Source organism: Arthrobacter sp. Helios (assembly GCF_023167125.1).
Taxonomy (GTDB): domain Bacteria; phylum Actinomycetota; class Actinomycetes; order Actinomycetales; family Micrococcaceae; genus Arthrobacter_B; species Arthrobacter_B luteolus.
On the sequence record NZ_CP095402.1, the window covers coordinates 2,931,964 to 2,952,724 of the forward strand.

The 20,761-nt window shown below is 67.0% G+C and carries 21 protein-coding genes and 1 tRNA gene; 14 read left to right on the forward strand and 8 right to left on the reverse strand.

From position 1 onward, the window contains the following. Window positions 1–20: 20 nt before the first annotated feature. From ArtHe_RS13325 to ArtHe_RS13335, 3 genes are all read right to left on the reverse strand, one after another. Entirely contained in the window at window positions 21–908 is an 888-nt protein-coding gene (locus ArtHe_RS13325; RefSeq protein ID WP_248317397.1) for an ABC transporter permease, read from the reverse strand. Next, on the reverse strand, window positions 905–1,810 hold the full coding sequence (locus ArtHe_RS13330; RefSeq protein WP_248317398.1) for an ABC transporter ATP-binding protein: 906 nt from the start codon (window positions 1,808–1,810) through the stop codon (window positions 905–907). Before ArtHe_RS13330 ends, ArtHe_RS13325 begins: the two co-directional genes overlap by 4 nt. A 210-nt stretch (window positions 1,811–2,020) precedes the next feature. Next, window positions 2,021–4,372, reverse strand: a complete 2,352-nt coding sequence (locus ArtHe_RS13335) for a transglycosylase domain-containing protein (protein WP_248317399.1) — start codon at window positions 4,370–4,372, stop codon at window positions 2,021–2,023. Window positions 4,373–4,718: 346 nt separating this feature from the next. Between ArtHe_RS13335 and ArtHe_RS13340 the strand changes: the two genes are divergently transcribed. From ArtHe_RS13340 to ArtHe_RS13350, 3 genes are read left to right on the forward strand one after another with little or no spacing between them, the layout of a single operon-like run. Next, complete coding sequence (locus ArtHe_RS13340; RefSeq protein WP_248317400.1) at window positions 4,719–5,312, forward strand: hypothetical protein; 594 nt, start codon at window positions 4,719–4,721, stop codon at window positions 5,310–5,312. Continuing rightward, entirely contained in the window at window positions 5,309–5,893 is a 585-nt protein-coding gene (locus tag ArtHe_RS13345; RefSeq protein WP_248317401.1) for a hypothetical protein, read from the forward strand. The genes ArtHe_RS13340 and ArtHe_RS13345 overlap by 4 nt, the downstream gene beginning before the upstream one ends. Before the next feature lie 40 nt (window positions 5,894–5,933). Continuing rightward, entirely contained in the window at window positions 5,934–6,332 is a 399-nt protein-coding gene (locus ArtHe_RS13350) for a VOC family protein (protein ID WP_248317402.1), read from the forward strand. A 695-nt stretch (window positions 6,333–7,027) separates the two neighbouring features. Here ArtHe_RS13350 and ArtHe_RS13355 read toward each other — a convergent pair. Then, a tRNA-Ala gene (locus ArtHe_RS13355) sits at window positions 7,028–7,100 on the reverse strand. A 232-nt stretch (window positions 7,101–7,332) separates the two neighbouring features. Between ArtHe_RS13355 and ArtHe_RS13360 the strand changes: the two genes are divergently transcribed. Next, window positions 7,333–7,722, forward strand: a complete 390-nt coding sequence (locus ArtHe_RS13360; protein ID WP_248319798.1) for a four-helix bundle copper-binding protein — start codon at window positions 7,333–7,335, stop codon at window positions 7,720–7,722. A gap of 12 nt (window positions 7,723–7,734) precedes the next feature. Beyond that, window positions 7,735–8,064, forward strand: a complete 330-nt coding sequence (locus ArtHe_RS13365; RefSeq protein WP_248317403.1) for a hypothetical protein — start codon at window positions 7,735–7,737, stop codon at window positions 8,062–8,064. Between the two features lie 62 nt (window positions 8,065–8,126). On the opposite strand, the gene ArtHe_RS13370 is transcribed toward ArtHe_RS13365, so the two are convergent. Both ArtHe_RS13370 and ArtHe_RS13375 read right to left on the reverse strand, forming a co-directional pair. Next, complete coding sequence (locus tag ArtHe_RS13370) at window positions 8,127–8,432, reverse strand: hypothetical protein (RefSeq protein WP_248317404.1); 306 nt, start codon at window positions 8,430–8,432, stop codon at window positions 8,127–8,129. Next, window positions 8,429–8,950, reverse strand: a complete 522-nt coding sequence (locus ArtHe_RS13375; RefSeq protein WP_248317405.1) for a DUF664 domain-containing protein — start codon at window positions 8,948–8,950, stop codon at window positions 8,429–8,431. Before ArtHe_RS13375 ends, ArtHe_RS13370 begins: the two co-directional genes overlap by 4 nt. 138 nt (window positions 8,951–9,088) lie before the next feature. Between ArtHe_RS13375 and ArtHe_RS13380 the strand changes: the two genes are divergently transcribed. The 9 genes from ArtHe_RS13380 to ArtHe_RS13420 all read left to right on the forward strand — a co-directional run bounded on the left by ArtHe_RS13380 (window position 9,089) and on the right by ArtHe_RS13420 (window position 17,522). After that, complete coding sequence (locus ArtHe_RS13380) at window positions 9,089–9,313, forward strand: hypothetical protein (RefSeq protein WP_248317406.1); 225 nt, start codon at window positions 9,089–9,091, stop codon at window positions 9,311–9,313. A gap of 115 nt (window positions 9,314–9,428) precedes the next feature. Then, window positions 9,429–10,370 carry a metal ABC transporter substrate-binding protein gene (locus ArtHe_RS13385; RefSeq protein WP_248317407.1) on the forward strand — a complete coding sequence of 314 codons (942 nt, stop codon included), beginning with the start codon at window positions 9,429–9,431 and terminating at the stop codon, window positions 10,368–10,370. Further along, window positions 10,367–11,167 (forward strand): metal ABC transporter ATP-binding protein, encoded by an 801-nt coding sequence (locus ArtHe_RS13390; RefSeq protein ID WP_248317408.1) that lies wholly within the window; start codon window positions 10,367–10,369, stop codon window positions 11,165–11,167. The genes ArtHe_RS13385 and ArtHe_RS13390 overlap by 4 nt, the downstream gene beginning before the upstream one ends. Continuing rightward, window positions 11,164–12,054 (forward strand): metal ABC transporter permease, encoded by an 891-nt coding sequence (locus tag ArtHe_RS13395; RefSeq protein ID WP_248317409.1) that lies wholly within the window; start codon window positions 11,164–11,166, stop codon window positions 12,052–12,054. The genes ArtHe_RS13390 and ArtHe_RS13395 overlap by 4 nt, the downstream gene beginning before the upstream one ends. Continuing rightward, a complete protein-coding gene (locus ArtHe_RS13400) occupies window positions 12,051–12,764 on the forward strand; it encodes a helix-turn-helix domain-containing protein (protein ID WP_248317410.1) in 714 nt (237 codons plus the stop codon). The genes ArtHe_RS13395 and ArtHe_RS13400 overlap by 4 nt, the downstream gene beginning before the upstream one ends. A gap of 78 nt (window positions 12,765–12,842) precedes the next feature. Further along, entirely contained in the window at window positions 12,843–14,804 is a 1,962-nt protein-coding gene (locus ArtHe_RS13405) for a heavy metal translocating P-type ATPase (protein WP_248317411.1), read from the forward strand. A gap of 34 nt (window positions 14,805–14,838) precedes the next feature. Beyond that, on the forward strand, window positions 14,839–15,189 hold the full coding sequence (locus ArtHe_RS13410) for a nuclear transport factor 2 family protein (RefSeq protein WP_248317412.1): 351 nt from the start codon (window positions 14,839–14,841) through the stop codon (window positions 15,187–15,189). A 66-nt stretch (window positions 15,190–15,255) separates the two neighbouring features. Next, window positions 15,256–15,942 carry an ABC transporter ATP-binding protein gene (locus ArtHe_RS13415; protein WP_349238356.1) on the forward strand — a complete coding sequence of 229 codons (687 nt, stop codon included), beginning with the start codon at window positions 15,256–15,258 and terminating at the stop codon, window positions 15,940–15,942. A 2-nt stretch (window positions 15,943–15,944) separates the two neighbouring features. Next, window positions 15,945–17,522 (forward strand): DUF6297 family protein, encoded by a 1,578-nt coding sequence (locus ArtHe_RS13420; protein WP_248317413.1) that lies wholly within the window; start codon window positions 15,945–15,947, stop codon window positions 17,520–17,522. 65 nt (window positions 17,523–17,587) lie between these two features. Here the strand turns inward: ArtHe_RS13420 and ArtHe_RS13425 are convergent, their stop codons facing one another. Together ArtHe_RS13425 and ArtHe_RS13430 are read right to left on the reverse strand one after the other, a co-directional pair. Further along, on the reverse strand, window positions 17,588–19,087 hold the full coding sequence (locus ArtHe_RS13425) for an FGGY-family carbohydrate kinase (RefSeq protein WP_248317414.1): 1,500 nt from the start codon (window positions 19,085–19,087) through the stop codon (window positions 17,588–17,590). A 1-nt stretch (window position 19,088) separates the two neighbouring features. Next, window positions 19,089–20,723 carry a fucose isomerase gene (locus ArtHe_RS13430; protein ID WP_248317415.1) on the reverse strand — a complete coding sequence of 545 codons (1,635 nt, stop codon included), beginning with the start codon at window positions 20,721–20,723 and terminating at the stop codon, window positions 19,089–19,091. Between the last annotated feature and the right edge of the window lie 38 nt (window positions 20,724–20,761).

The window sequence follows — 20,761 nt, forward strand, 5'->3', positions numbered from 1 at the left end:
GCCAGAGGCCCGCGGGAACCTTAGGCCTGCACGTGGATGCGGCGGCGGATCCGCACCGTTGCCAGCAGGGTGAAGATAACGGCCATCGCCGCGAGGCTGAACAGCACATACCCGGTGCCCACCTGCCAGTCCCCAACCTGGGCGGTTATGCCGAAGATCTCCTGCAGTTCCGCCGTGGCGGCCGGCTGGTCCCCGGTCATGGCGGGCAGCGTGTCAGCGGTCATTTCCTGCCGGAGCAGCATGGAGGACTGCATAAACGGCAGCGCGCTGACGAAGGTGCGCACACCCTCCGGGAAGTTGCCTACGGGGATGTAGGAGCCGGCCAGGAACCCCAGGACGGTGCCCACGATCGTGGACAGCGCTGAGTAGGCTCCCGCCGTCCGGATGAAGGAGACAACGAACGCGCTCAACGCCGCGAAGGCGACGCAGGAAAGCACCAGGTACCCGGACATCCGCAGCAGCTGCCCGGCCCCCAGGGTCACGCCGCTGACCGTGTAGAGGTAGACCAGGCTCACGATCAGCACCAGGGCGGTCATGATCAGCGAAATCAGGGTGGCGGAGAGCAGGTAGCCGAGGATCAGCTTGCCGCGCTGGATGGGCGAGACCAGGAAGTCGCGGAACCGACCCGACCCGGAATCCTCCACGAACACGTTCATGGCACCCAGCGCCGTCGTAATGGAGGTGATGCCCAGGATCCCGGCGAACATCCAGCTGTCCACGTAGGCCTTGATCTCCCCGCTGGTGGCCTGCGGAAAGGACTGGCCGAGCCCTTCGGTCTGCAGGTTGCCCAGGAACAGGGTGTAGAGCAGGAACACAACCAGCGCGGAGACCAGGGAGAAGAACACGCCCAGGCGGTCGCGGAAGAAGAGCCGGAGATTCCGGGCGGTGAGGTCCATGATGGCGTTCATTCCTGGGCTCCTTCCAGGGCCGGGGTCCGGCCGGTGAGGGCCAGGAAAACGTCGTCCATGGTGCCGTGCCTGAACTCGAAGTCCCGGACGGCGGCGCCGTGCCGGGCCAGGATCAGGCGGGCAGTTTCCGCCGTCTCCACGCCCAGGCGCACGACGGCGCCGTCCACGGATTTGATCCTGCCGCCCAGTTCCGCGGCCAGGGCTTCCAGACCGGGCAGATCGGCTGTGGAGATGGTGAGGATGCTGGAGCTGTGCCGGGCCCGGAGTTCGGCGGGAGTGCCGTCGGCGATGATGCGCCCCGCGTCGATGATGCAGACCCGGTCTGCTTCCTCGGTTTCCTCCATGTAGTGCGTGGTGAGGAAAACGGTGAGTCCGTGGCGGTCGCGCAGTTCGTGGATGGTGGACCAGACAATCGCGCGGCTGGCCGGGTCCAGGCCGGCCGTCGGTTCGTCCAGGAAGATGATCGGCGGTGCGTGCAGCAGGGCACGGGCAATATCCACGCGGCGCCGCTGGCCGCCGGAATAGGTTCCGTAGCGGCGGTCCAGGAACTCCCCCAGGCCAATCAGCGCGGACAGTTCGTTGATCCGGTCTTCGTTGGCGGCCCGGTCGGAGGAGTAGAAGCGGGCCCGCACGCGCAGGTTTTCCCGGCCCGTCAGCAGCGGGTCCAGGATCGATTCCTGGAAAACGACGCCGATGTTCCGGCGCACGCCTTCCCCGGCCGTCCGCACGTTGTGCCCGGCTACCTCGGCTGTGCCCGCTTCAAACGGGTTGACAGTGGTCAGGCAGCCGATGGTGGTCGATTTGCCCGCTCCGTTGGTGCCCAGGAACGCAAAAACGCTGCCCGGTTCCACTTCGAAGGAAATGTCGTCCACGGCTGTGGTGGAGCCGTATCTTTTGGTCAATCCCCGGACGGAGATGGCCGGCGGGTATACAGTCAATGCGCTCTTCCCGGTCAGTGGCCTGCCGGTCCCCCGGGAGGCACGGAGAGCGGATGAGCTGCCCCGATAGGGACAATCTAGCCGAGCCTGGACAACCGAAAGGCCCCTCCCGTCATTTATGTCGGGAGGGGCCTTTCACCTGGCCAAGGGCCAGGTGTGAACTGGGCGCGTTTGCTACCCCGCCCCAGGTGCCGGTGCAGCTTCGGGCTCGCTCGGCGTCGTTGAGGGGGTTGCGGACGGGGTGGGCACCTGTGTGGGCGTCGGCTCCTGCGTGGGAGCCGTCGGAGTCGGGTTGACCGTGGGCCGGGGCGTTGCCGTGGCCGACGGCGTCGCGTCCTTTTCCTCGTCCTTCTCATCGTCTGATTCCGACGGGCTGGGGCTCGGGCTCGGATTGGTCAGCAGGTTGCTCGGCGGGTTCGCGAACGGTTCCCCCGAGTGCAGGTCTCCGACCTGCTGCATGAATTTGGCCCAGGACGGAGCGGCGATCAGCGAACCGTCAATTTCGGGATAGAGCCGGCCGCCGATCTCCAGTCCGGACAGCGAGGCGGTGCCGGCCTTCCAGTTGCCGATCCAGCTGGCCGTGGCCATCCCGGAGTTGTAGCCGATGAACCAGGTCTGTGACCGGCTGTCATTGGTACCGGTTTTGCCGGCCATGGGCTGGTTGCCGTAGTTCAGCAGCGAACCGGACCCGGATTTCATCACTTCCTGCGTCGCATAGTTCACGGCGCGGGCGGTTTCCTTGCTGATGACCTGCTCGCACTCGGGCTCGGGGACCTCGTACGTGTCGCCGTTGGCGGCCGTGACCGAGACAAGGGCGCGCGGTTCGCACACGTTGCCTTCGGCAGCGAATCCTGCGAAGGCCTGTGCCATGGCCATCGGAGAGACATCTTCCACACCGCCAAGCAGGGCCGACGGGTTGACGGTCAGCGCTTCCTCTTGACCGGAGGCGCTCTTGCCGTTGTGGATGCCCATGGATTCGGCGATGTTCATGATCCGGCACAGGTCCAGCTGCTTGGCAGAGGACATGGTGATGGTGTTCAGCGACTGGGCGAGGCCGCGCAGCACGGTGGCGTCACCGTAGTTGGTATCGCCGTAGTTCTGCGGGGTGTACCCCTCCGAGCCCACCACGAAGTTGCCGCCGTCCAGGCAGCTGGCTGTCCAGCGGTCGCCGGCCGGATAGGTCTTCTTCCGGCCGTCCAGCTGGGTGTTCAGCGACTTTCCTGCGTCGGCCCAGGCCGCCACCGTGAAGGGTTTAAACGTCGAGCCGGGCTGGAATCCGCCCACCCCGCCGAGGCTCTTGTCCGGATCACCGTCCTGGTACTGGTCCACGTTGAAGTTCAGCACGGAGTCACCGGGGTTCTCCCCCGGGTTGTACCGGGTGTTCTGTGCCATGGAGAGGATGTTTCCGGTGCCCGGTTCCAGGCTGATCATCGAATGGCCAACCTGTCCGTCAGTGGTGTCCGGGTTGGCGGTCTCGTTGACGGCGTCCTGCGCCGCCTGCTGGACCTGCGGATCCAGGGTGGTTTTGATGGTCAGGCCGGACCGGTAGAGCACGGATCTGCGCTCGTCGTCCGTGTTTCCGAACTCTTCGCTGTTCAGGACCAGGTTCTCCACGTACGCGCAGAAGTAGGGAGCCTGCTCGGCGCCAACGCAGCCGTTCAGGGTGGGGGTGATGTTCAGGTCCAGGCCGGTGGCAACAGCGGCGTCGTACTGGGTCTGGTCGATCTTGCCGTGCTCCAGCATGGTGCCGAGCACCAGGTTCCGCCGTTCCAGTGCCGCATCCGGATTCGACTGCGGATCGTACATAGTCGGCCCGTTCACCAGGCCCGCGAGGAGTGCGCTCTCCTGGATGTTCAGGTCCTTGGCGTCTTTGTTGAAAAGGTACTTCGACGCCGCCTGGACACCGTAGGTGTTGCCGGTGAACTGCACGATGTTGAAGTAACCCTCGAGGATGTCGTCCTTGGACATCTCATTTTCCACGGCGATGGCCAGCCGGATCTCCCGGATCTTGTCCGAAATACCTTTGCTGCCGCTGTAGGTGGCTTCCTCGCCGCGTTCGTTGGCGGAGTTGATCAGTACGTTGGTGACAAGCTGCTGCGTGATGGTGGAGGCACCGCGGTTGGTTCCGCTGGAAATGTTGCTGGCCAGGGCGCCCATGATGCCCTCGACGTCGACGCCGCCGTGTTCGTAGAACCGGTAGTCCTCGATGGCCAGAAGCGCGTCCACCATATGCGGAGAGACTTGATCGAAGGTGATCGGCTGGCGGTTCTCTTCGTAGAGGGTCGCGATCAGTGAATCATCGGAAGCCAGGATCCGGGTGGGCGTCGCCAGGGTGGCCCGCTCCAGTTCTGCCGGCAGTCCATCGAAGAACTTGATGGAGGCCGAGGCCGCCGAACCTGTCCCCGCGGCCATGGGAACGAACAGCCCGGCAACGAGCACGCCGCAGAGCACACTGACTCCCAGGAAGGAAAGCAGTCGTCCGAAGGTGGTTGCCGTGGTGAACACGGAAGATTTACGTGCAGCCATGATAAGGGAGCATAACCCAGGAACCTTTGATTTTTAGATTGATTGGCGGCCCAATACTGTGCATTACCGTTGCCCCCAAGCGGGCATAGAGGATAATTCGCCGGCAGCGAAAGTGACCGGTTTCATGCTCCGGTCCTGGCGCCCGGGGTTTTTGCTGTGTCCCAACTAATCTTCCGGACCCCATCCCCCGCGGGGGTCTGCCGCTGCTAGACTCCTGCACACTTCCTTGTGACGCCCGGGAGCGGCGGCGGACAGCAGCGAACCCCCTACCGGTTCTGCTGCCGGACCTGCTGACTTGGACACCGGCGTCCAGTGAAGCCCGGAGCTACACCGGACGAGGAGAATCATGGCTCGATTACTCCAGGATCTGCGCCGCCTGCGAAAGACAGTCGACGGCCGGCTCAAAACGCCGCCGCCACCGCACGGCAACCATGAAGAAATCCATGCCCGCCTGGTGACCGCGATGAACTCCGCGAAGGCCGCGGGGCGGACGCTGGACGAACAGGAACGGGTGGCGGTGGAGGCCTCCGCTCATTTCGCGTCAGTTGCCGAGGCCTACCGGCTGCGCAGGGAAGCCGTGGAATCGGTGATGGCCGGGCCCACCAACGCCTCGCAGGCCGCACTGACCCTGGCCGCCACGGCCCGGCGGATGCACAGCCTGGCGATGGACCGGGAGTCCACGGCCGACACCCATCTCACCGATATCCGTTCCCGGCTCGAACGGGTGGAGCAGCTGATCTCCGATCTGGTGAAGGCTCAGGCACAGCTGCGGCTGGCGGTCACCGTGGAACAGAGCCGGACCCGGCTGGACGGACTGGGAGGTTCTGCAACCCCTGGCCTGCACAGCTCCGGGAACTCATTTGACGAAGAACTGCGTGAGGCCACCCGGCTGGCGCGGGAAGCAGAAGCCCTGGCAGAGCTGAAAGGCGGATGGGAATGAGTGAAGAATCGAGCGTGCGTGTTGGAGTGCCATTCACCCCGCCGCGTTCTTATTCGGAAAAGGCCGTCAGCCGGCTCATTTTCACCGCTGCGGCCTTCGTGATCTTCGGCGGGTTCAACGTCATCGCCGTGCTGCTGGCCATTCTGCTGGTGGTTTACCCCCTCCTGATCGCCAGGGAGAGACTCGTCCTGCGCCCGCGCCGGGAGGAAACGGAAACCGCCGCACTGAACGACGCCGTCGCCCAGTTCTTCCCCGGCGCACCGCTGGTGCGGCGCGAGCAGTGGCGGGCGCTGATGACCGCGCGGAAGAGGAAAACGTTCCGTTTCCCGGACGACGTCGGCGGCGAGCTGCGGATGGTTCGCACCGGCCGGGCGGCGCTGGCAGGTCATGCTGCCCTTGCCGGGCAGCCGGTGCGCACGCGCAGCCCCAAGCGGACGGAGATAGAGGTGACCTGCCGGTATGGGGACATCGGACTGACGGATTTCGACACCATCATGACTGCCTCGGGACGTGACCCCAACATCGCCCGGGCCATCGCGGAGGTCCGCCGGGGCTACCGGCACGGGCGGGAGTCTGCGTAACCGGCTCATCGGGGCGGGCGGACACCCATATATTGGGGCCATGACACTGAAACTCGGATTCATCGGCATCGTCACCCAGGACATGGCGGCCTCCCTGGCCTTCTACCGCGCTCTCGGCGTGGACATCGCTGCTGGTCAGGACGAGGCTCCGCATGTCGACGCCCAGCTCAGCGACGGCACAGCCCTCGCTTGGGACACTGTCGAGACGATCCGCGGCTTCGACCCCGCCTACACACTTCCCGCCGGAGGGCGCCGGATCGCGCTGGCCTTCGACAAAGGGACTCCGTCCGGCGTCGATCAGGCCTACGCCGAGCTGACCGCTGCCGGCTATGCCGGTCACGTTGCGCCGTGGGACGCGCACTGGGGCCAGCGCTATGCGACGATCCTGGACCCCGACGGCAACTCCATCGACCTTTTCGCTGCGCTCGACGCCGGCTGAGCCGCAGGATGAGCCGGGCCTGTCCGTTAGGCCGGCCCGCCTGAACCGCAGGATAAGCCGCGCCTGTCCGTTAGGCCGGCCCGTCTGAGCCGCAGGATAAGCCGCGCCTGTCCGTTAGGCCGGCCCGTCTGAGCCGCAGGATGAGCCGGGCCTGTCCGTTAGGCCGGCCCGCCTGAGCCGCAGGATAAGCCGCGCCTGTCCGTTAGGCCGGCCCGTCCCCCTCTGAACGCTCCGGGACGACAGACGCTGAAACTCCGCGGGATTCCCCCTTGGGCGACACGGGTTCCCACTCTTTGTAACCTCGTGCGGCCAATGTGGTCACACCAGCCACAGAAGCTAACAAACAGTGGGAACGCGTGTTCGCCGAGTCCAGACCCCGCGCCGGGTCCGAGACCTGCGGGGCTGGGTGGAACACTGAGGCTGGAGGGACCGGGCTGACGATCGACCCTGGGGAGGACTGCAATTAAGGGACCGGGGCTGACCAGCCCCGGATGGCCGAGGCTGGAGGGGCCGGGGGGGGAAGGCGGCTTTAATAATCCATGCGAGCCCTGCGAGCAGGGATTTTCGTTGCCGCCGTCCCGGACCCTCCGGCCCCGGGACCCCGCGGAAACCCGGACACCCGGACACCCGGACACCCGAGAACCCAGACAAAGAAAAACACCCCGGTCCGAAGACCGGGGTGTTTTGGCGACCTGTGGAGCTTAGGGGAATCGAACCCCTGACCTTTTCATTGCGAACGAAACGCTCTACCAACTGAGCTAAAGCCCCGTGCCCGGCACCGAAGCGCCGGATATACATCGGATAACAGCCTTGTCAGGCTACGCCGATTCTATGCACTCGCCTAGGTTGGGGGCAAAATCTGCCGGTGTGGTTGAGGCCCGCCCAACGGCTTAGCTAGGCTCGGAGGAGCGCGCGGCCGGGTGCAGCGGGGGCGCGGATACCCGCCAGGCACTGCCGCCCGGAACCGACTAAGGAGCACACCGTGAGCCAGATCCGAGAGATGCTGACCTCCCATCCCGCAGGCAACTCCAACGTAGACATGGATGCCCTGGCCGCCTGCATCGAGGCCTGTTTCGACTGCGTGCAGACCTGCACGGCCTGCGCTGATGCCTGTCTTAGCGAGGACATGCTCGGGGACATGGTCAGCTGCATCCGCACCGATCTGGACTGCGCCGAGGTCTGCGCGGCCACCGGAAAGGTCCTGGCCCGGGCGGGCAAGGACTATGCCTCAACCGTTGAGCTCATCCGGGCGTGCGCTGCCGCCTGCCGCCGCAGCGCCGAAGAATGCGAACAGCATGCGTCCGCCCACGACCACTGCCGAATCTGCGCCCAGGCCTGCCACCGCTGCGCGGCCGCCTGCGATGCGCTGCTGCTGACGATTTCCGCTTAGGGTTTCCACTAAATGGCCAAGGAATACCGTGATGTAGTGCTCCTGCATGCTTCCAACGAACCCGGCGACGTGCAGCGTGCCCTGGCGGCGGCGGCCACGCTGGGTGCCGGTCAGCCGCAGACCGGGATTCGGGTGATCGTGAACGGTGCCGCGCTGGACGGTCTCACAGGCAGTGACCCGGTGGTCCTGCCGGCGAACACCGAAGTTGAAGCCTGCCTGGTTGGGATGGGTAAACGCGGCATCACCGTGGACCAGCTCCGGCCTGCCGTGCTGACGGTTCCTGCCGCGGTGGTTGCGCTGGCGCAGGCCCAGTTCGCCGGCGCAGCCTACATCCGTATCTAAGGACGGCGGCGCGGGCTGGCCCGCGTCCCCTGGCGCCGCCCATTGCCGCGTATTCCCGCAGCCTATTTTCGACGGCGCAGGCCCCGCACCAGAATCCAGACGATCGGTGTCATCACCGCAATCAGGGTGACGGGGTTCGGCCGGAACACCGCAGGGCCTCCCTCGCGGCCCGCGTAAACACCCAGTGGAACCACCAGTCCCCCGGCTCCTCCGCCGCCGTCGCCGTCGGCATCTCCGCCGCCGCCGAAACCGGCCTGCACCAGCGCCACCGGCACCAGGGTTTCAGCGCCGACCCGCACTGGCCCGCCGTAGGCCTTGCTGACGGCGGTGGTCCGGAAGGTTTCGGCGAGATCCGCAAGTATATTCATGACCCCATACTTCCGCCCGAGAGCATGCCGCGGATGTAGGCTGCCTGTCCGGCGTGTTCGAGGCAGTCGGCCAGGGAGCTGATCAGCCGGACACCCAAAGTCACGGGCGGATCCCAAGAAGTGTCCACCACCTGGTCCAGGTCCGAGGGGGTCAGCCCCGAGACAAAGGCGATGGTCCGCGCGTTCACGGCGTCGTAATATCCCTGCAGCACCTCCGCGGACTGCACCTGGACCTTAGCCACTTCCTCGGAGGTGTGTCCGTAACCGGTGTCCTCCACCATCAGGGGCAGCCCCACCCGGTTTGCCCATCCCTCCGCCGTCCAGGCCTGCTGGTGTCCGGCCATGGGCGCGATTTGGGCATCCTCGACCCGCGCCAGGTGCCAGATCAGCCACGCAATCGAGTTTCCCTTCGGGTACGGCCGGTGGTTCAGCTGTTCCACGGGCAGGCCATGAAGGACCCGCCGAATGGTCCCGGGCAGGCGCCCGTACGCGTCAATGAGCAGGTCGCTCGGTTCCATGGCACTCCACTTCGGATCACTGGACGACGACGGCGGCCGCCGGATGGATTCTTACCCTGCGGACATCGTTCCACCGCAGGGGGAAGAAAAACACCACGCACCCGTTCCAAGCGGCAGAAGCGGTCCTAGACTTTTCCGATGGAGTGGATTGACGAACGTCCCGCCTGGCTTCCTCCCATCCCTCCCCCGCACCGTGGACGGATGCGGATCGTGGCGGGGATTCTGCTGATCATCGGTGTGATGACCACTGTCCTGATTACCGCTTTCCTCGGTGGAATCATCTCCATGTACCTTTTCTGGCCGCTTGCCGGCGGGATGCTTCTCCTCATCTCCGGGCTCCTGAGCCGCCGCCGGCTGCCCTAGCACTGCCCGGTCCAGCGTCATGGCCCCAACTGTTCACGGCTGCCCCAACTTGTACATGACAAAGTTCGGCATGCCGAACTTGTTTAATCTGCTCGCCGAACTTAGGGTTCTGCACATGCCCTTTCCTTCCCTGCCCCGCCGGCTGGCAGCGCTGCCCGCCGCTGCTTTGCTGCTCACCCTCTCCGCCTGTGCCGGTGCCTCCGGCTCTCCCGCCTACTCGGAAAACCAGCGGGATAAACCCGTTGTCCTGACCACCTTCACCGTGCTGGCGGACATGGCCCGCAATGTCGCGGGCGACCACCTCCAGGTCGAATCGATTACCAAGGCCGGCGCGGAGATCCACGGCTACGAGCCCACCCCTGGCGATATCCGCCGCGCCGCGGGGGCGGACCTCATTCTGGACAACGGCATGAACCTCGAGGCCTGGTTCGAGCAGTTCACCGCCGATCTGGATGTCCCGCGGATCACCGTCAGCGACGGCGTGGAGCCCATCAGCATCACCGAAGATGCCTACGCAGGACTGCCCAATCCGCACGCCTGGATGTCTCCCCTGAACGCCATGGTCTACGTCGACAACATGGCCGATGCCTTCGCCGGACTCGACCCCGACAACGCCGAAGCATTCCGGGCCAACGCCGAGACCTACAAGGCCGAGCTGCAGGACATCCAGGACCAGCTGCTCGCGGACCTCGGGGCGCTGCCGGCGAACCAGCGGGCTCTGGTCACCTGCGAAGGAGCCTTCTCCTACCTCGCCCGCGACGCCGGCCTGACCGAACGCTACATCTGGGCCGTCAACGCCGAACAGCAGGCCACCCCGCAGCAGATCACCGCTGTGATCGGGTTCATCAAGGAAAACAATGTCCCGGCCGCGTTCTGCGAATCCACTGTCTCGGACGCCCCGATGCAGCAGGTCCTGAAGGCAACTGATGCGGAGTTCGGCGGCACCCTCTACGTCGACTCGCTCTCCGAGGCCGGCGGCCCGGTTCCCACCTACCTGGACCTGATCCGGCACGACACCCGCACCATTGTCGGCGCCCTCACCGGGAGCGCTTCATGACTTCGGCGGCCACTCCAGCGGCACCGGCCCTGGAACTGGCGGCGGTGACGGTCCGGTACGACGACGTCACGGCACTCGACGGCGTCAGCCTCGCCGTCGATCCGGGCCGGGTCTGCGGCCTGGTGGGGATGAATGGTTCCGGCAAGTCCACGCTCTTCAAAGTGCTGATGGGCCTGCTCAAGCCTGCTGCGGGAGACGTCCGGATCGCCGGGATGCCGCCCGCGAAGGCCCGGAAAGCCGGCTTGGTCGCCTACGTCCCGCAGAGCGAAGATGTGGACTGGAGCTTCCCGCTCTCCGTCCGGGACGTGGTGATGACCGGCCGCTACGGACACATGGGCCCCAGCCGCCGCCCGCGTGCCGCGGACCGGGATGCCGTCAACGACGCCCTGGCGCGGGTGGAGCTGCAGGACCTCGCGGACCGGCAGATCGGCCGGCTCTCCGGCGGGCAGAAAAAGCGGACGTTCGTGGCCCGCGGAATTGCCCAGGGTGCCTCGGTGCTGCTGCTGGACGAGCCGTTCGCCGGCGTCGACAAACGCTCCGAGGCCACCATCACCACCCTGCTGCGCCAGCTCGCTGCCGAAGGCCGCACCATCCTGGTCTCCACCCACGACCTGCACGCCTTGCCCCGGCTGGCTGATGAAGCAGTGCTGCTGATGCGCCGGGTCCTGGCCCAGGGGACCCCGGAAGAGGTGCTGCAGCCGGAGCAGCTGGCCCGGGCGTTCGGGCTCAATGTGCTGGCGGACGCCGGCACGGAAGCCGCGGCCGCCACCGCCGCCGCGGACGGGAGCCGGTCATGATCGATCTGCTGCTGGAACCGCTGGCCTACGACTTTATGGTCCGCGCGCTGGCCACGGCTGTGATCGCCGCCGTCGTCTGCGGAGTGCTCTCCTGCTGGCTGGTGCTGATCGGGTGGTCGCTGATGGGCGACGCCGTGTCCCATGCCGTGCTGCCCGGGGTGGTGCTGGCCTACATTGCCGGAGTGCCGTTCGCCGTCGGCGCCGTGGTTTTCGGGTTCCTGGCCGTGGGGCTGATCGGCCTGGTCCGGGACACCTCCCGGGTCAAGGAGGACGCCGCGATCGGCATCGTGTTCACCACGCTTTTCGCCGCCGGCCTGGTGCTGATCTCGGTGACGCCCAGCCAGACGGACCTGAATCACATCATCTTCGGCAACCTTCTCGGCGTCAGCTCGGGCGACCTGCTGCAGATCGGCATCCTCGCCGCCCTGACCCTGGCCGTGCTGCTGTTCAAACGCCGCGACTTCACCCTGTACGCCTTCGACCCCACCCATGCCCACGCCGTCGGCCTGAATCCGCGGCTGCTGGGCGCGGCGCTGCTGGGGCTGCTGGCGCTGACCGCCGTCGTCGCGCTCCAGGCCGTGGGTGTGGTCCTGGTGGTGGCGATGCTGATCATCCCCGGCTCCACCGCGTATCTGCTGACCGATCGGTTCCCGCGGATGCTGGTGATCGCCCCGGTGATGGCAGCGGCGTGCGCCGTGGCGGGGATCTACGCCAGCTACTACCTGGACACCGCGACCGGGGCCATGGTGGTGCTGGCCCAGGGCTGCGCGTTCACCCTCGCCTACCTGTTCAGCCCGCGCCAGGGTGTGCTGGGCCGCGCACTGGCGGCCCGCCGCAGAAGCAGGACAGCTGCCCGGCAGGCGACTGAGCCTATGATTGGCGCATGACTTCTGCGTCCACGGGTGCCGGTTCCCAGTCCCAAACCCTCTCCCGCGGCCTGCAGGCGCTGGAACTGCTGGCGGACTCGGAGGCACCTCTGAGCATCGCTGAACTCTCCGCCGGGCTGGGCGTCCATCGGTCCATCGCGTACCGGATCCTGCGGACCTTGGAGGCGCACTCCCTGGTGATGCGCGACGACGCCGGCCGGGTCTCCGCCGCGCCGGGACTGGCCGCGCTGGCGCGGGGAGTCTCCCGCGACCTCCAGTCCGCGGCGCTGCCGGAGCTGACCATTGTGGCGAACGAGCTGTCCATGACGGCGTTCATCGCCGTGTGGGACCAGCACGACTGCGTCACCCTGGTGACCGTGGAGCCCCGGCACAGCCGGGCCGCGCTGATCCAGCGGCCGGGAACCCGGCATTCGTTCACGGCCGGCGCGCCGGGCATCGCCATCCAGTCAGCGGTGACCGAGGAGCATTGGAACCGGCTCGCACCGGGACAGCCCTACCGGCCCGAAGCCCGGCTTGCCCGCGAGCGCGGCTACGCCACCAGCTACAGCGAGGTAATTGACGGTGTCGGCGCCGTCGCCGCGCCGATCCAGGTGCCCGGCCAGCTGCCGGCGTCGCTCTCCGTGGTCTATTTCGGCTCCGGAAAGGACGAGGCAGGCATCGGCGCCCGGCTGGTGGAGAGTGTCCGGCTGATCGAAGCGCAGCTGCGCTGAGTCCGGAACCGGGACGTGCCGGGTTAGGCAAGCATTCTCTTGCTGGAAATGCCGCGCACGGAGGCATACAACAAAGGCATGGACTTCAACCGTCTGTCTGTTAGCCGGGCCGCTCTCAGCCGGGCGCTCCGGCGTTATCCGATAGTCGCCGTTACCGTGGTGGTGATAGCTGCCGTCCTGCTCCTCCTCGGGTCCGGAGCGGATACCACCGCGCAGTGGCTCGCGAGCCTGTTTACCCTCGGCGTGGTGGGGCTCACCGGTGTGGGCATGGTCCGGGATATTCTGCGCGGCCACTGGGGGCTGGACATCCTGGCCGTTGTCGCCATGCTCGCCACCGTCGCCGTCGGTGAGTACATTGCGGCGCTGATCATTGTGCTGATGCTGTCCGGCGGCGAGGCACTGGAGGACTATGCGGCCGGGCGGGCCAAGGGCGAGCTGAATGCCCTGCTGGACCGGGCACCGCAGGTTGCGCACCGGCTGCCCTCCGGAGCGGACACGGGAGAACAGGATCCCCACTCATCGAACTACGCGCCGGGGCCGGCGGAAGATATTCCGGCTACCGAGGTAGCTGCCGGTGATGTCCTGCTGGTCAAGCCTGCTGAAGTGGTTCCGGTGGACGGCGTCATGCTTTCCGATGCTGGTTCCTTCGACGAGTCCTCGCTGACCGGTGAGTCCCTGCCCGTCGCCCGGAGCAGCGGCGAGGCAGTAATGAGCGGGTCCGTGAACGGCACCCGCGCCGTCCGGATCCGGGCCACGGCGACGACGGCGGACAGCCAGTACCAGCGCATCGTCGCCCTGGTGCGGGAAGCGTCGGAGTCCAAGGCTCCGGTGGTGCGGCTGGCCGACCGGTATGCCGTGCCGTTCACTGCGGTATCCCTGCTGATCGCCGGGATTGCGTGGGCGGTGTCCGGTGATCCGGTCCGGTTCGCGGAGGTCCTGGTGCTGGCAACCCCGTGCCCGCTGCTGATCGCCGCGCCGGTGGCCTTTATGGGCGGGATGAGCCGGGCTGCGGGCAGCGGCATCATTGTCAAAGGCGGAGCCGTGCTGGAACAGCTGGGCCGGGCGAAAAGCGCCGCTTTCGACAAAACCGGCACCCTGACCTACGGCAGGCCAGAACTGGTGTCGGTGAACCCGGAGCCCGGCTTCGATGCCAACGAGCTCCTCACCCTGGCAGCCTCCGCCGAACAGTACTCCTCCCATGTCCTGGCTGCGTCTGTGCTGGCAGCGGCTGAGGAACGCGGACTGCGCACTGCGCCCGCAGACACCGCCCAGGAAGTGGCAACCAACGGCGTTGAAGCCCTGATCAGCGGGCGCCTGGTCCGTGTTGGGAAGCGCCGTTTCGTGGCGGAAGCCGACCCCCGGACCCGCCGGGTGGAGCTTGCCCCCGGTCAGATGGGCGTTTACCTCAGCGTGGATGGGCGCTTCGCTGGTTCCCTCGTGATGAGCGATACGGCCCGGTCCAATGCAGCACAGACCCTGGACCGGCTGCGCGGCTTCGGCATCACGGACACAGTCATGCTCACCGGAGACGGTTCGGCTACCGCGAATTCCATGGCGGCCGCAGTGGGGATCACAGATGTGCGCGCCAACCTTCTCCCGCAGGACAAGGTCGCCGCAGTCGCGGCGCTGCCGCAGCGCCCGGTGATCATGGTGGGCGACGGCGTCAACGACGCCCCGGTGCTCGCCGCTGCGGGAGTGGGAATCGCCATGGGTGCGCGTGGTTCCACAGCGGCGAGCGAGTCCGCCGACGTCGTGATTGTCGCTGACGACATTTCCAAGGTCGCCACGGCCGTGGACATTGGCCGCCGGACCCTGCAGGTTGCGCTGGGCAGTATCTGGATCGGAATTGCCCTGAGCGTTGCACTGATGCTTGTTGCTGCTTTCGGGTTCATTCCCGCCGTCGCCGGAGCCCTGACCCAGGAGCTCGTGGACTTGGTGGCGATACTCAACGCACTGCGCGCATTGCATGGCCGGAAGCTGTTCCGGCGGGCACCGAAAGGGACTACTGTACAAACGGCTGCAGTCCCGGGTTCCGTCTAAACCGGAACCTCCCCGACCGGCAGGAGGGTCTCGCGTGAGTATTCAGGAGGAACAGGTCCACCGCTATATGGACGGTTTCCGCCGCAGCGACCACCAGGCGATTCTCGCCTGCCTTACTGACGACGTCGTCTGGCGCATCCACGGTGCGCGCACCACGCGGGGCAAGGCGGAGTTCGATGCGGAGATCGGCGCCCCCGGATTCGAGGGCAGCCCGGACCTCAGTGTTGAGCGCATGATCAGCTCAGGAGACACAACGGTGATCACCGGTTCGGGCCACAGCAGCCACCCGAATGTGGGGCCGGTCCATTTCAACTACTGCGATGTCCTGACCTTCCGGGACGGCCTGATCAGCGAGGTTGACTCCTACATGGTGGCGGTTCCCTGACCACCAGCCGGTTCCCGCACGCGCCCGGCGGCGATTAGTGCATCGGCCGTCCGCTAGATTGAAGGCATGACTGCTGTGGGGGCTGTGCTCGAAATTTCGGATCTTAGCGTGGGCTACGGCGGCGCCCCCGTCTGCGGGTCCATCACCGCGGCAGCGGATGCCGGCGAGGTCCTGGGCGTGGTGGGTTTCAACGGTGCGGGCAAATCCACTGCGGCGCGCACGATCGCCGGGAAACAGCCCATGCTCGACGGCGAGGTCCGGGTTCATGGACTCCCGGTCAACGAAGACGGTATTCCGTTCCGCCGGCAGGTCGCGGCGCTCTTCGATGAAGATGCGTTCTTCCCCTCGCTCTCCCTGCGGGAACACCTTCAATTGGTGGCACGCGGGCACTCCGTTCCGGATCCCGATGCGGCGGTCGAGGCGGAACTGGACTTCTTCGCCCTGCAGGACCGGGCTGATGCCGTTCCCGCCGCAGTGTCCTCCGGGCAGCGGCGCCGGCTGCTGCTGGCTTCCGCCCTCATCCGTCCATCGTCCCTGCTGATCCTGGACGAACCGGAACAGCGCCTGGATCCGGTAATGCGCGAGCGCCTGGGCAAACGGATCAGGGCCTATGCCGCCGAAGGCGGCACGGTCCTGCTGGTCACGCACGATCCGGCCTTGCTCCTGGCCACGGCCGACCGCTGCCTGCTCATTGACGACGACGTGCGGGAGATTGCCACGGAGCACGCCGCCGCGGAAATCGCCGGACGCTGACCGTGGCAGCCGAAGCCGCGGTCGGGACCACCGCCTCCGATTTCAACCCTGTCAGGTTTACCCGGCAGGTTTCACGGAGCAACACCCGCGGGACCCGGTTCCGCGATGTGTTTGTCGACGCCTATTCCGCCCTGCTGGCCGTGGGAACGGTCGGTGCACTGGCAGCGGGACTGGTGTTGGCGCTGCGCGATCAGGTCGCCCAGGCCTGGGACGCGGACTCGGCCGGCCGGACCCTGGTGGCCTCGCCGCCGTTCTCCCTGCCCGACGGTGCCGCCTCCACCGTCCTGCTATTCGCGGTGCTGGCAGCGGTGATGGTGCTGGCCCGAAAGTTCGGCCCGGCGGCGGTCACCGATGCGGAGGGCTACTGGTGGCTGAACCTGCCGCTGAACCGGCGGCCGCTCCTCACCGGACGGCTGGCCCGCCGGCTGGTTGTGGTGTGGGCGGGAGCTTCCGTACTGTACCTTCCGGTCGGCTTCATCACTGACCTGTCCGCGGCTGTGCCCGGGCAGTTCCTTGGCGCCGGAGTGTTTGGACTGGCTGCGGTCTGCGCGGTGCTGGTAGCTGCCCTGCGGCAGGCCGGTGCGGGGCCCCTGGTCATGCACAGGGCCCGGACCGGTTTGGTTCACCGGACAGCCACGGGACCCCTGCCGGGCCTGGTACTTCTGGCTGCACTGAGTGCCGTGCCGCGGCAGGCAGCGGCAGGCGTCCTGGGGCCCGCCGTCGTCACCCTGGCAGCCGCCGTCGCGCTCTGGCTGGTCGTCCTGCCCCGGCTGGGGCTGATTCCGGCCCGGGACCTTCTCCGCGGCGGCGCGGTTTCCGGCCATGCAGGTGCGGCCGTGTACCTGATGGACCCCAACGAGGTGGGTCGGGCGCTGTCCTCCGATGCCGGCGCCCCTGCCTCCTCCCGGGCCGCCGCCCGCTGGTATGCGAAAGGCGGACGGACGCCGTTTGGCGCTCTGCTGCGTGCCGACACCGCAGCCTTCCTGCGCACTCCGGGCTGGCGGGCCAGGCCTGCGCTGGTCCTCCTGCTCTGCATGGCACTGCTCCTGACCGGCGGAAGCCAGCCGGCCCTGATCCAGCTGGTCATGATAGCGGCCGCCGTGTGTGCCGCCGTTCCTGCGGCGGGAGTGCTGGCGAGGAGGACCGCCATTGCTCCCGGGCTGGACATGCTGCTGCCGCTCTCGCCCGCCGCCGTCCGGCTGAGCAGGATGGTGATGCCCGCCGCCGTTCTGTCCTGGTGGACTGCACTGTTCGCGGGAGCGCTGGTGCTACTTGGGATTGGCAGTATCGGGCTTGTTCTCCTCGGCGCCCTGGCGGGGGTGGGTTTTGGAGCTTCGGCGGTCCGGGCAGCGTACCGGACCGAGCCCGACTGGACCGCTCCGCCCACAGACACCGTGTTCGGTCCCGTGCCGTCGGCCCAGGCCGGGACCATGATCCGCGGGCTGGACACCACATTGCTGGCACTGGTTCCGCTGCTGCTCGGCCTGTTCCTGGGGTACGTTCCGGGCGTGCTGCTGCTGGCCCAGGCGGGCTTTTCGGCGGTCTGCGTCCTTGTGGTGATGTACTCCAACCCCAAATAGGCGGGTCTTGGAGCCGGCAAACGCCTGCCGGGTGCAAGCCGCCGCGTTCAGCTGCGGCCGGTCCGTCAGCCCATGCGCTGGCTTTCTGCCAGCCGGTGCTGGACGTTCCGCGAAGCGTCGTAGAGCTCGCGGTACAGGCTGTAGAGGGCGTCATAGCGTTCGCGCAGGGACGGATCGGGGCGGATGACCTCGCTGGGCGGGTTCCAGTCCGAGATCCGGACGGAATCTTTCGCCGTGTTCTGTGCGGCCAGGAAGGCCGCGCCGTAACTCGCGCCGATCGTCCGGGCGGGGATCACCTGTTCGCGTCCGGTCACATCGGACACGATCTGGGTCCAAAGTCCGCCCTGCGTTCCGCCGCCCACCGCCACGATCCGGGTGATGTCGCCGCCGGCGGCTTCCATCGCCTCGATGTTGTGGCGCACGCCCATCGCCGTCGCTTCCAGTGCCGCCCGGTACAGGTCTCCGCGGGTCGTGGACAGGGTGAGCCCGGCGATAACACCGCGGGCGTCCGGATCCGCGATCGGCGTCCTTTCACCCGCGAAGTACGGGAGCATCAGGATGCCGTGCGCGCCGGGACCGGATTCCTGGGCCTCGGAGAGCAGCTGCGGATACTCCGGGGAGCCGAAGATTTCCCGCAGCCAGCCGGTGATAGCCCCTGAGGTGGCCATCCCGCCGGCCAGGCACCGGGTGCCTTCGTAGGCACCGACGGTCCCCCAGAGTTCGGGAACGTCGATCCGTTCCGTGACCGTGTGCACCAGGAACATGGTGGTTCCGTACATCAGCATCAGGTCCCCGGGCCCGGTGGCGCCGACGCTCACTGCCTCGGTCCAGGCGTCGATCGTCCCGATGCACACCGGAACGCCGGCCGGAAGGCCCGTCACCCGGGAGGCTGCCGCCGTCACCTGTCCGACGACGTCGCCGGGCCAGAGCAGCGGCGGCAGGTTCAGGTCCGGTGCGATCCGCTCGGTCCAGGGTTTGTACCAAACGAGGGCGTCCGAATCGTAGAGCGGGGTGCACTGGCTGGCGGAGTGGTGGTCAAGCCCGTACTCCCCGGTCAGGTGGTAGGCCAGCCACGACGCCGGCATGTACAGCCGCCGGGCAGCGGCGAAGACCTCCGGTTCGTGGGCGGCCAGCCACTCCAGCTTCGGGCCCACCGCCTGGGTGGAGAGCGTTGACCCGCAGCGGCCCAGGATTTCCGCATCGCCGCCAAGCTCCGCGGTGAGTGCGGTGATCTCCGCCGTGGCCCGGGTGTCCACCCCGTACAGGATGGCCGGACGCAGCGGCGTCGAGTGCTCGTCGGTGACGAGGACGCAGGGACCCATTCCGCTGACCCCTACACCGACGATTGTCACGGCATCTGTCACCAGCGCAGCGGTGATGCTGCGGAACTCCTCCCACCACACTGCTGCATCCATCTCGACCCAGCCGGGGTGCGGCCGGTCGACCCGGTGTTCCCTGGTCTCGGAGGCCAGGACGTTGCCTTCGAGATCCACCAGGACACCCTTGCTGCTGCTGGTTCCGATGTCGACGCCGAGCACAGCTTTGCGGGGGAAGGAGCCGAACACGTTACAGCGCCACTTCGCCGCACAGGTGCACGTGCACGCCCAGCTCGTGGAACAGGGCAGCCTTGGCGGCCAGTCCCTTGTCCGCGGTCTCCGCGTCCGGGGCGTAGACCACCTGGACGTGGTTGGCCTTGTGCCGGGCCATCAGCTGGTCGCGGGATACTCCGTGCAGCACGGCGTGCATGATCGGCCACTGTTTGTCCGTGGCGTTGAGCCGGCGCTGGGTTTCTTCCTCTGGCAGGGCAACCACGTGGCCCCGGCCGAGGTCCACGTGCAGTTCGTCGTCCATGATGAAGACGCGTGACCAGACGATCTCGCCGGGCTTGGACGTGCCGGAGAGCGTGGACCCGCCGCGGGGGAAGAACACCGCGGGCTGGCGGTGGCCGAACGATTTGTCGTAGCCGCCGTTGTGGGATGCCGGGACCGCGCCGGAGATCTCGAAAACCCAGACGAACTCGCCGTCGTACTCTTCGCCCCAGCGGATGTCGTGGAGGGTGTTCGCCGGGTCCAGGCCCATGGCGGTCCAGATCCGGTTGGTGACCAGGGCGTCAACTGCCACGCCCTCGTCAACCTCGTTGAAGTGCGGGAGAGCAGCATCCCGGTACAGCTCACGGGAACCGTCGCGGGAGAGGACCGGCGGCCGGGAGACGTTATTAAGCAGGCCTTCCACCAGGTCGGAGGCCGGGGCCATGTCCTTGAGTCCCTGCTGGTACTGGATGCCGATGGCGTCGGCGCCGAAGTCGTCGGCGATGCGGACGGCGGCCACGTACATTTTGAGCTGTTCGTGCACCTGATCCTCAGTGAGGTCCTCGGCGTCGTCGGGCCCAAAGTGGAAGGTGAAGCCGGCGTCGTCGAGCCACTGCCGGACTTCCTTCGCTTCCCCATCCGTCACCTGGCGCATTTCGGCGAGCAGCGCCGACTGGGAGAGCCGTTCCTTGTAGATGCCGAGCGGGTTCAGCAGCTCGTCATCGATGATGGCGTTGTACATACCCATGCAGCCTTCATCGAACACGCCGATGATCGCTTTTTCGTCCCGGAGCTGCCGGGCCAGCGCGGCACCCAGCCGGGTTTCCTCCGAATCCGGCAGGGCGGGCAGGTCGCGGACATGGCTGAGGTCGTGGTTGATGGTGCCGGTGCGGAGCCATTCCTCCACCTTGCCGATGGCCCAGTCGTCACTGAAGTCCTTGCTCCACAGCGAGGAGTACGGCACACCGGCTTTGGTGAGGGAGCCCGTGAGGTTCAGCAGGCCCACCAGTCCGGGGAAGTCCCCGGCCCAGTTGGCGACCACCAGGATAGGGCCGCGGTGCGAGCGCAGGCCGGCGAGGACATGGTGGCTGTACTGCCAGACGGCGTCGACCACCACCAGCGGCGCCTCTGCGGGGATGTTGCGGAAAACGTCCATGCCGGCGCGCTGGCTGTCGATGAATCCGTGGCCGGTCTCCGGATTAGTTCCGTGGGCGCGCTCGACGGTGAATCCAAAGCGCCCGACGGCGGCGGCGAAGTCCGCCTCGAGCTGCTGCTGGGTGCCCCAGCCGGCGAGGTTCGCGCTCAGCCGCAGGTCGCCGCTGGCGACGGTATAAACGGTCTTTTCCTTCAGGGCAGGCAGATGCTGGTCAGCTGGGAAAGTGTACGTGCTCATTGCTTCTCCTTGTGATCGGAATCGAGTCGATCAGGTGA